The 10,474-nt window shown below is 47.5% G+C and carries 8 protein-coding genes; 7 read left to right on the forward strand and 1 reads right to left on the reverse strand.

Annotated elements, in window-relative coordinates; all coding sequences use genetic code 11:
• Positions 1–258: 258 nt before the first annotated feature.
• Positions 259–1,167 (reverse strand): LysR family transcriptional regulator, encoded by a 909-nt coding sequence (locus LBW88_RS24545; protein WP_224935287.1) that lies wholly within the window; start codon positions 1,165–1,167, stop codon positions 259–261.
• A 130-nt stretch (positions 1,168–1,297) separates the two neighbouring features.
• On the opposite strand from LBW88_RS24545, the gene LBW88_RS24550 reads away from it, so the two are divergent.
• The 7 genes from LBW88_RS24550 (at position 1,298) to LBW88_RS24580 (ending at position 10,350) form a co-directional block, all read left to right on the forward strand.
• Positions 1,298–2,608, forward strand: coding sequence for an MFS transporter (locus LBW88_RS24550; RefSeq protein WP_224935289.1), 1,311 nt, complete (start codon positions 1,298–1,300; stop codon positions 2,606–2,608).
• Positions 2,609–2,628: 20 nt separating this feature from the next.
• On the forward strand, positions 2,629–3,717 hold the full coding sequence (locus tag LBW88_RS24555; protein WP_224935291.1) for a tartrate dehydrogenase: 1,089 nt from the start codon (positions 2,629–2,631) through the stop codon (positions 3,715–3,717).
• A 2-nt stretch (positions 3,718–3,719) separates the two neighbouring features.
• Positions 3,720–4,979, forward strand: coding sequence for a glycerate kinase (locus LBW88_RS24560; RefSeq protein WP_224935314.1), 1,260 nt, complete (start codon positions 3,720–3,722; stop codon positions 4,977–4,979).
• A 446-nt stretch (positions 4,980–5,425) separates the two neighbouring features.
• Positions 5,426–6,154, forward strand: a complete 729-nt coding sequence (locus LBW88_RS24565) for a gluconate 2-dehydrogenase subunit 3 family protein (RefSeq protein WP_224935294.1) — start codon at positions 5,426–5,428, stop codon at positions 6,152–6,154.
• 18 nt (positions 6,155–6,172) lie between these two features.
• Entirely contained in the window at positions 6,173–7,942 is a 1,770-nt protein-coding gene (locus LBW88_RS24570) for a GMC family oxidoreductase (protein ID WP_224935297.1), read from the forward strand.
• A 10-nt stretch (positions 7,943–7,952) separates the two neighbouring features.
• Positions 7,953–9,221, forward strand: a complete 1,269-nt coding sequence (locus LBW88_RS24575; RefSeq protein ID WP_224935300.1) for a c-type cytochrome — start codon at positions 7,953–7,955, stop codon at positions 9,219–9,221.
• A 115-nt stretch (positions 9,222–9,336) separates the two neighbouring features.
• On the forward strand, positions 9,337–10,350 hold the full coding sequence (locus tag LBW88_RS24580; protein WP_224935303.1) for an MFS transporter: 1,014 nt from the start codon (positions 9,337–9,339) through the stop codon (positions 10,348–10,350).
• Positions 10,351–10,474: the final 124 nt, after the last annotated feature.

Genomic DNA, 10,474 nt, shown 5'->3' on the forward strand with positions numbered 1-10,474 from the left:
CAAAATAATTGACATGGATCACCTTAATGGCTCCGTTAACGCTATTTTTACGCCATAAGAAACACTTAATTACAATTGAACGCTCTTTTCACAGGGTTAATTTTCACTCTGATTTGTGATCCTCTTCAAGAAAACACCTCCCTATGAAAACATATCGTTTTTTTGAAATTCCAAATTGGGGGTTAAATTTTATCCAATGTGGACCGAGCATTTAAGACAATCGTGCACACCGTTACTGCATGATTGTCCGTATCACCTTCAAAGTTTTTCAGTGAGTTCGCGTTTGTTATCATTGAGTAACTTTAACATTTCTCGCAGGTAATCATCTTCATTGCCTTTCTGCCAGGCAATACTTAATGGTAATCCTTTGATACTTTCATCGAGCGTTAACTCTATGTAACTCACGTTCTCACTATTTATATTTCGATAGGAGGATGGAACAACAGCCAAACCTAATCCTGCGGCAACCAGACTCAGAATGGTTTGTTTTTCTTCTGCAAACTGAGCAACATGCGGACTTAACCCGGAGTATTTGAAGATACTCATGGTTAACTCATGGCTATGAGGACGTGTGCGACGGTCGGGTATAATCATCGCTTCATTTTTAATATCATCGACTGATACACGCCCTCTCCCAGCCAGGGCGTGATGCATAGGCACAGCTAAAACACAGCTCTCTCGGGTAATGAATCGAACATTAATCGAAGCATCAATAACTTGTGGCGCCCGAAAAAAAATCATATCCAACCAACCGGATTTTAATTTTGGGATCAAGTTGATTGTTTTATCTTCAATAATATGGATGTCGCAATTGGGATGTAAAGGCACAAACATATTCAATAGAGCCGGAACTAAGCCATGCGCAGCCGTATCAATCGCACCGATTCTCAATGTACGGCGCTCATTTTTCAAACCACCCTTAAAACGTATCGTCAGTGCATCAAACTGATCGATTAATTTGCTCGCCTCGTCAAAAAAGATTGCCCCTTCCGATGTTAATGAAACATTCCGGGTCGAACGGTTCAAAAGACGGACACCGAGGTCCTCTTCAAGCAAACGAATGAAGCGAGAAAGTGACGCAGGCATCATTTCCATTCTTTGGGCAGCTCGCCCGAAATGTAACTCTTTGCCTACGGCTACAAAGCAACGCAGTTGATTTATATCCAAATTTTCCTCGCCGAACCTTTATTTAAATATTTTATATAATCCAGTCTTAATGATCTGGCAATGCAAAACTGCATACTGAACTTGATTACAAAAAAATAATACCCCCCTACATAAATTGGAGCACTTAAATATGAACAATCACCTTGAAAAAAGGGTGATGCGTAAAGTCACACTGCGCATTGTGCCCTTCATCATGCTGCTCTACTTCATCGCATTTCTTGATCGCGTCAACATTGGATTTGCCGCGTTAACTATGAACGAGGATTTAGGTTTTTCACCAACCGTATTTGGATTTGGTGCTGGAATCTTTTTTCTTGGCTATTTTCTCTTTGAAGTACCGTCTAACCTCATCTTACATAAGGTAGGCGCACGCATCTGGATTGCCCGCGTCATGATTTCCTGGGGCCTTGTTTCCGGATGTATGGCATTTGTACAAGGCACCCAAAGTTTCTATATCCTGCGTTTTTTACTTGGTGTAGCCGAAGCCGGCTTTTTCCCGGGCATTATTCTTTATCTCAGCTACTGGTTTCCAGCTAAAAAACGAGCACAAGTTACCGCCATTTTTATGGCTGCAGCGCCACTGTCCACAGCATTGGGTTCACCTATCTCAGCGGCCTTATTAGAGATGCATGGGCTGATGGGTTATGCCGGCTGGCAATGGATGTTTGTTCTGGAAGCCATTCCTGCGATTGTATTTGGCATCGTCGTGCTGTTTTTCCTCACTGACCGTCCGGCAAAAGCTAAGTGGCTGACTGCCGAAGAGCGTGAATGGCTGCAGAACACAATGCATGCTGAAGAACAGGCTCGCGCCTCAAACAACAGTCACAGCAGCGCGTGGCGTGGTTTAGCTGATAAACGTGTTCTGGCACTGGCTCTCGTTTACTTTGGTACCTCTGCGGGGTTGTACACCCTTGGTATCTGGTCACCTCAAATTATTCATAGTTTTGGCGCCTCTTCATTAGAAATTGGTTTCCTTAATGCATTCCCCGCTGTGATCGGTGTCATTGCCATGATTATGTGGGCTCGCCATTCAGACCGCAAAAATGAGCGTAGTTGGCATGTCATCAGTGCCTGTTTACTTGCAGCTGCCGGACTGATTTTTGCTGGAAATGTCAGCACCTTGTTTGCCGTCATTATTGCCCTGACATTGGTCACCGTCGGGATCAGCGCGTCGAAACCCCCGTTATGGAGCATGCCAACACTCTTCCTGAGTGGCCCCGCAGCAGCGGCAGGCATCGCCACCATCAATTCAATAGGCAATCTTGGCGGTTTTGTCGGTCCGATGATGATCGGCGTCATCCGTCAGCAAACGGGTAGTTATACCTGGGGGCTTTATTTCGTCGCCGGTTTACTGGCCATATCGGCTTTAGTTGTTCTCATTCTGTCAGCACAGGCTAATAAAGCTCGCCCAGCAGAAGTTCCTAATCCTCATACACACTGATATTAATCTGGAGAAATAATATGCGTAACTATTCAATTGCAGCTATCCCGGCAGATGGCATTGGTCCGGAAGTCATTTCAGCCGGTGTCGAAGTCTTACATGCACTTGAGCGTCAAAATCCTAATTTGAAATTTGACGTTGAAACATTTGATTGGGGTTCTGATTACTACAAGCAACACGGCGTCATGATGCCAGAGGATGGACTCGAAACGCTGAAGAAATTCGATGCCATCTACTTCGGGGCGGTGGGTGCGCCGGATGTGCCAGACCACATCACCTTATGGGGATTGCGTCTTCCAATCTGCCAGGGTTTCGATCAGTACGCCAACGTGCGCCCAACGAAAATTCTTCCTGGTGTAACTTCACCGCTGCGCGGCCGTGGTCCAGGCGACCTCGACTGGGTTATCGTACGTGAAAACTCTGAAGGCGAATACTCAGGAAATGGTGGTCGTGCGCATAGAGGTTTACCTGAAGAAGTGGGTACAGAAGTGGCTATCTTCACCCGTGTAGGTGTCACCCGTATCATGCGTTACGCATTTAAACTGGCTCAATCACGCCCACGCAAGCTACTGACTGTAGTAACAAAATCTAACGCACAGCGTCACGGGATGGTGATGTGGGATGAGATTGCAGCTGAAGTGGCTAAAGAGTTCCCGGATGTGACCTGGGACAAAATGCTGGTTGATGCCATGACTCACAGAATGACACTCCACCCTCAAAGCCTGGATACGATTGTCGCCACCAACCTGCATGCCGATATCCTGTCAGATTTGGCGGGTGCACTGGCGGGTAGCCTTGGTGTAGCGCCTACAGCCAATATTGATCCTGAACAGCGCTTCCCTTCTATGTTTGAACCTATTCACGGTTCAGCATTTGATATCACAGGTAAAGGTATTGCTAACCCAATAGCGACTTTCTGGACAGCCGTGCAAATGCTGGAGCATCTTGGCGAGCACGAAGCCGCAGCCTTGATCATGGAAGGTATTGAATATGTTTGTACCAAAGGGATCCTCACTCCAGACGTTGGCGGCAGTGCCAAAACGGCTGATGTGACTCAAGCGGTGGTTCAATTTATTGAGTCTAAAGCGACCGTAGCTGAGACTGCTTAATGATGAAGAATGAACAGGCCGCAGAAATTCTGCAGGATATTTTTCAGCAGGCTGTAGACAGTGCCCGTCCTGGGCCTGTCATTCCCCTCGCCTTGCCGGACAAACCTAAGGGTCGCTGTATCGTAATTGGTGCCGGTAAAGCTTCTGCCGCTATGGCCGCGGCAGTAGACACCGCCTGGCCTGATGTTGATGTTAGTGGGGTCGTGGTGACGCGTTATGGTCACGCCACCCCTGCAGGGCGCATTCGTATTCTGGAAGCGGCTCACCCCGTATCGGATGCAATGAGTGAAACAGCGGCCATGCTTATTGTTGAAACATTGCGGGGGTTAACGTCAGATGATCTGGTACTGGCATTAATCTCTGGAGGCGGCTCAGCGTTGATGGCACTTCCTGCACCTGGGATAACCCTCGCAGATAAGCAAGCCATCACCCGGGCTTTGTTACATAGCGGCGCCAATATTAAAGAGATGAATTTGGTGCGGCGCCATCTTTCCGCAGTTAAAGGCGGAAAGCTGGCGGCGTTGGCGCAACCAGCCCGAGTCGTTTCATTAATCATTAGTGATGTACCGGGTGATAATCCAACGGATGTCGCATCTGGGCCTACGGTTGCCGATAACAGTATGCCAGGTGATGCGCTCAAAGTGCTTGAGCGCTATGGCATACCTGTCTCAGAGCCGGTCCGTTATGTGTTGACGCGCCCTCCAGCGACACCGATGACATTATGGAACACCGAAACGAAACTGATCGCCACACCAGGAATGGCGCTTGAGGCTGCTGCTGCTGCTGCCCAGCGTCTTGGCTACACGCCTATGATTTTAGGTGATGCCATAGAGGGGGAAAGTCGTGAAGCTGCCATTGTGATGGCAGGCATCGCTAAATCCGTAAAACAATATGGCCATCCTCTTAAAGGGCCGGCAGTTCTGCTTTCAGGAGGTGAAACGACGGTTACCGTTACTGACGGCAAAGCTGGAAAGGGAGGGAGAAACACAGAATTCCTTTTGAGCCTGGCTTGCGCGCTGAAGGGGGAAAGCCGAATTTGGGCGATTGCCGGTGACAGTGATGGTATTGATGGCACTGAAGATGCCGCAGGGGCGATTGTCTATCCTGATACACTCGCGCGAGGAAAGTTGAACGGTCTTAACGCAGCAGATTATTTGGATAACCACGACAGTTATAGCTATTTTCATTCTCTGGGAGATTTGTTAATGACGGGTCCAACATTAACCAATGTCAATGATATTCGCGCCATTCTCATAGATTGAAATCATACTCTTCCGAGAAATCGGAAGAGTAGTTTCCCCTCCCTGTAAAATTAATTCCTTTATTCGTTAATATTTTTATTACATTAATACGAGTGCATCTTATACAAAGTTATGTCGTAACACTTTCAAATCGTGAATCAATGTTACCGTATTACTTTAATCGATCATTAATGCATTGAATAATAAGAAGTTTACCTCAACGCCATTATTTAACTAGTTTATATAATAAATGCGTAATGATTCCCTGCAAAAGATATGCATACTATGCGCCGTTACAAAACACTAACATTATGATAAGGGTCATTATCATTATTAACGATTGTATGACGGCCGAGGGATTTCTCTTTAATGAATGTAGTAGGTTTTAACTAGTTCACAAGGTATACCGGAAAAAACACCAGGGATTTACCTAATTAACAACAGAATAATGAGAAACTGGTAGTATTATGGCAAACGAATCATGTCGTATAGGAAGGCGGCCTTTTATCATAGGCTCGTTAATTGGTATTGCATCACTTAGCATGAAAGGAGGCGTCAAGAGCGTCTTTGCCGCTGTTCCTGATCATGCATCCGAGTTAAATAATTATCAGCCTGAATTTTTTTCTGCCATCGAGTGGGAATTTATCATGGCGGCATGCGATCGATTGATTCCCTCCGATCATGAAGGTCCTGGTGCACTGGATGCGCATGTGCCCATTTTTATTGACAAGCAAATGCTGACTTCTTATGGCAAAGGTAATGATTGGTATATGGATGGACCTTTTGACAGCCATGCCAGTCATTTATTCGGATACCAGATGCCATTTCCCTTACGGGTGCTGTATCAAAAAGGCATCGCTTTGACCAACAAATACACGCGTTTCAAATACAACCAGGATTTCTGTAATTTACCAGGTAAGGTCAGAGATGCCGTTTTAACAGACCTGCAAAAGAACGTTGTGGATTTTGAGCAGTTTGGCGAAGCTGATTTAAATGCCGGCTACTTTTTTACACGTTTACTGGAAAACACTAAAGAAGGTTATCTTGCCGATCCTCAATATGGTGGCAATAAAAATATGGCTGCCTGGGTGATGATTAACTTCCCTGGTGCACGAGCCAGTTATCCACAATGGATAAAAATTCATAATATTAAATACCCTCTTGGTCCCGTATCACTGAGTGGCGAACAAGCCTGATTCTTTCCGGAAAAAAAAATGAAAAAGAGCAATGATCCTGTCGATGTTATCATCGTGGGCTTGGGATGGGCTGGCTCAATTATGGGTATTGAGTTGGCACAGGCTGGACTGAAAGTACGCGCACTTGAACGTGGTGAAGATCGTCTTAATAGCGATTACGCCTATCCTAAGCCTGCTGATGAATTAGCCTTCACTAAACGTCACAAGATAATGCAAAGCCCGCATGATGCGGCCTTCACCGTTCGTCATAATGCTTCCGAAACTGCATTGCCTATGCGTGAACTGGGTGCATTTCGCTTGGGTGACGGCGTGGGTGGCGCCGGGCTTCACTGGACCGGGATGATCACTCGCCCGTCGCCTGTTGACCTTAAGATGAAAACCTATGCAGACGAACATTTCACGCGCAAAGAATTAGACGAAGAACTGCGTATTTCAGATTTCCCAGTCAGCTGGGAAGAGATTGAACCCCATATGGATTTCTTTGATAAGGTGTGTGGTTCATCAGGTGAAACGGGCAACTTACGTGGTGTCATTCAGCAATCAGGCGACCCTTTTGAAGGCGCGCGTTCTAATCCGTTCCCTAATAAACCGCTGGAAGATAGCCTCAACGCCACCATGTTCCGCAAAGCGACTGAGGAGATGGGCTATCATCCTTATTCGATGCCTTCTGCAGCCGTTTCTGTGCCCTATACCAATCCTTATGGTCAGCAGATTGCTCCCTGTAACTACTGCGGATTCTGTCAGTTCTATTCCTGTCTGAATTATTCAAAAGCTTCTCCACAGACAGCGATACTTGATCGACTCAAGCAGTTTAGCAACTTCGATTACAAGACCCGCGCCAATGTGATTCGGGTGGAAAAGCATGCGGATGGAAAAACCGCTACCGGCGTCACCTATATTGATGAAAATGGCGACGAAATCTTCCAGCCGGCCAGCATCGTCATCCTGTCAACATTTGGGCTGAATAATGTCCGTTTAATGCTTAATTCGTCTATTGGGCAGCCCTATAACCCCATTACTGAAGAGGGGGTGATTGGTCGTAATTACACCCATCAATATGGTGGCGGCTTCACCTTATTCTTCGATAACCTTGAATTCAATCCGTTTGCTACGGCAGGGCCCACCGGCACCGTTATTAGTGATCTGGGTACCGGGAATATTGAAACGGCTTCACTCGGCTTTATTGGTGGTGCAAAAATCTACAGTTCGCAACCTACCGGAACTCCGATGGCAGCACCCGTGAAAAAAGCTGCGCCATCATGGGGTAGTGGCTGGAAAAAAGGATTAAAAGAGAGTTATGGGCACTCGATGGGCGTCAAACTCGAAGCCAGTAATATGGCGACCCGTGGAAATTATCTCGACCTTGATCCTGTTTATAAGGACCGCTTTGGCATGCCATTACTGCGCGTGACTTATGACTATGTGCAAAATGATTTGCGCATGCTGCAATATTTGAAGGAAAAAATGGAGGCGATTACTAAACACCTCAACCCTACCGAGTATTCGCACAATATTTTGAAAATGGATAGCCATTTCGCCAGCTCACCCAATTATGTCAATACGCATAATGCCGGAGGAGCCATCATGGGAGACAACCCGCGTACATCGGCTTTAAATCGTTATCTGCAAAGCTGGGACGTACATAATTTGTTTGTTATGGGTGCAAATGCCTTCCCGCAAAACTTCTATGCGAACCCTTCAGCCATGGTTGCAGGATTGGCTTACTGGTCAGCTAAAGCTATCCGCGAACAATACCTGAACAATCCCGGCCCACTGGTACAGGCCTAAGGTGATAACCATGAAATTAAAATTGCGTTATCTGCTTATTGCGGGACTTTTCAGTTCATCAGTTTACGCGGCCGATAATTCGGATGCGTCGCTGATCGCTAAAGGCGAATATCTTGCGCGTGCAGGTGACTGTACCGCGTGTCATTCTATTGCCGGCGGCAAAGAGTTTGGTGGAGGTCTGGCGATTGCCAGTCCAATGGGTGTCATCTATTCCACCAACATTTCACCTGATACTGAAGCCGGAATAGGTAAATATACTGAGCAAGAATTTGCTGATGCCGTGCGAAAAGGTATCCGCAGCGATGGTAAACACCTTTACCCTGCTATGCCCTACCCGGATTACCGCGGCATTACCGATTCAGATATTCACGCGCTTTACGTTTATTTTATGAAAGGCGTAAAACCCGTGGCAGAAAAAGCACCGGAAACGTCACTGATGTTCCCATTCAGTCAACGCTGGGGCATGTGGTTCTGGAATTTGGCCTTTACCGAAGATAAGTCCTTCAAGTCATTACCGGCTGTACCTGAAGATATTAATCGCGGTAAATATCTGGTCGAAACGCTTGGACACTGCGGCAGTTGCCATACGCCACGAGGTATCGGTATGCAGGAGAAAGCGCTTAACGAATCGAATGGGCATTATCTGGCAGGCGGCGAACTCAACGGATGGCCAGTACCTGCCCTGCGCGGGATGCCAACCTGGAGCGTAAGGGATATCACCGATTATCTGGCTACCGGGCGCAACGACTTTGCCTCTGTAGGCGGTGAGATGACCGGCGTCGTTGAGCACAGTATGCAGCATATGACCGATGCGGATTTGCAGGCGATTGCCGGTTACCTTAAATCACTGCCTGCTGATGTTCCGGTGAAAAACCGTCGACCTACTGCTGATAATGAAACGCAGAAAACCGCAGAGTTTCTCACTCAGGGGCATAATCTGAATGCAGGTCAGATGCTGTATATGAACAACTGCGAGGCCTGCCACTGGACTGATGGCAATGGGGCTAAAGGGATATTCCCGCGCCTGAACGGCGGCGACATTGTGGTAGCGGATAACCCCACTGGTTTGATCAACATCATTCTGGAAGGTGCGCAAACACCGTCAACGCCCAAGGCACCTTCGATTATGGCGATGCCCGGCTTCAAAGGACGCCTCAGCGATGAACAAGTCGCACAGTTAGCAACATTTGTGCGTAGCGGTTGGAGCAATGCTGCACCGGCAGTTTCTGAGAAAGAGGTGAAGAAGGTTCGAGAGTCACTTCCCGCTGATAATAAGTAAGGCGCTAATGCGCTTACGCCAGCAGAAGGCCGTAAGCGCATAGTTACATGTTCAGAGACATTAACATTCCAGCCATCGAATCTATCCTCAGGCAAAGGAAGCAGGGGAAATCATCATGACGTATAAACAACCCGAGTCACCCCGCACCACGTTACTATCGCTATTAGTAGCTGTTACCTTCTTTATGGAAAACCTCGACGCCACGGTAATCACCACCGCCATTCCGCAAATGGCAAAAGATTTCGCCGTCAATCCGGTGGCACTCAATGTAGGGATCAGTGCCTATCTGCTCGCAGTCGCGGTAGGCATTCCTATGAGCGGTTGGCTTGCAGAACGCTTTGGGGCAAGAACCGTATTTTCTTGCGCTATTTTGATCTTCACCCTTGCCTCTGTGATGTGCGGGATAAGTTATAGCTTGCCGATGTTTACTCTGAGCCGCATTTTGCAGGGTATCGGCGGAGCAATGATGGTGCCGGTAGGCCGCATGGTGGTACTGCGCGTCACCGAAAAGAAAGACATGGTGAAAACCATCGCGTTTATTACCTGGCCGGGACTGATAGCACCCGTGCTCGGTCCGCCCTTAGGTGGAGTGATTGTCACCTACGGGCATTGGCCATGGATCTTCTGGCTGAACATTCCCCTCGGTATCCTCGCAATGATGGCGACCGTATATCTGGTACCACAATTTAAAGCAGAACAATTACGCCCTTTCGATGCGCGTGGTTTTGTGCTGACTGCCACCGCCTGTACGGCGCTGATTATTGCGCTGGAATATCTTGGGCAGATGCATCTTAATGTTGGTCTTCCGCTATTGCTGCTGGGGATATTCTGCAGCGTACTGGTCTATCGCCACAGTTTTAGTCACCCACAGCCATTACTCCCATTCAGTGCGCTTACCATAAGCACCTTCCGCAACGCTGTCGTGGGCGGTTCTCTATTCCGCGCCTCGATTAACGCTGTTCCTTTTCTGCTCCCCCTGTTATTCCAACTGGGTTTTGGCTGGAGTGCGGCACAAGCAGGTGTCATGGTGTTATGGGTCTTTGCGGGCAATCTGGCAATGAAACCCGCCACCACCTGGTTAATGAAGCGTTGGGGTTTCCGTCAGGTATTAATGATAAATGGCATCTGAATCGCCACGGGTTTAACAGACACCTCAGAGTCAATTAAGATGGCTTAAAGAGAGGTGCCCATGAGCGGTAAGCGTTATCCCGAAGAGTTTAAAATTGAAGCAGTCAAACAGGTTGTTGATCGCG

This window comes from Pantoea sp. alder81, from assembly GCF_020179835.1.
Classification (GTDB): Bacteria; Pseudomonadota; Gammaproteobacteria; order Enterobacterales; family Enterobacteriaceae; genus Pantoea.

Coding starts and splice junctions, on each gene's coding strand:
- LBW88_RS24550 (WP_224935289.1), top strand. CDS start 1,298: ATGAACAATCACCTTGAAAAAAGGGTGATGCGTAAAGTCACACTGCGC.
- LBW88_RS24555 (WP_224935291.1), top strand. CDS start 2,629: ATGCGTAACTATTCAATTGCAGCTATCCCGGCAGATGGCATTGGTCCG.
- LBW88_RS24560 (WP_224935314.1), top strand. CDS start 3,720: ATGAAGAATGAACAGGCCGCAGAAATTCTGCAGGATATTTTTCAGCAG.
- LBW88_RS24565 (WP_224935294.1), top strand. CDS start 5,426: ATGGCAAACGAATCATGTCGTATAGGAAGGCGGCCTTTTATCATAGGC.
- LBW88_RS24570 (WP_224935297.1), top strand. CDS start 6,173: ATGAAAAAGAGCAATGATCCTGTCGATGTTATCATCGTGGGCTTGGGA.
- LBW88_RS24575 (WP_224935300.1), top strand. CDS start 7,953: ATGAAATTAAAATTGCGTTATCTGCTTATTGCGGGACTTTTCAGTTCA.
- LBW88_RS24580 (WP_224935303.1), top strand. CDS start 9,337: ATGACGTATAAACAACCCGAGTCACCCCGCACCACGTTACTATCGCTA.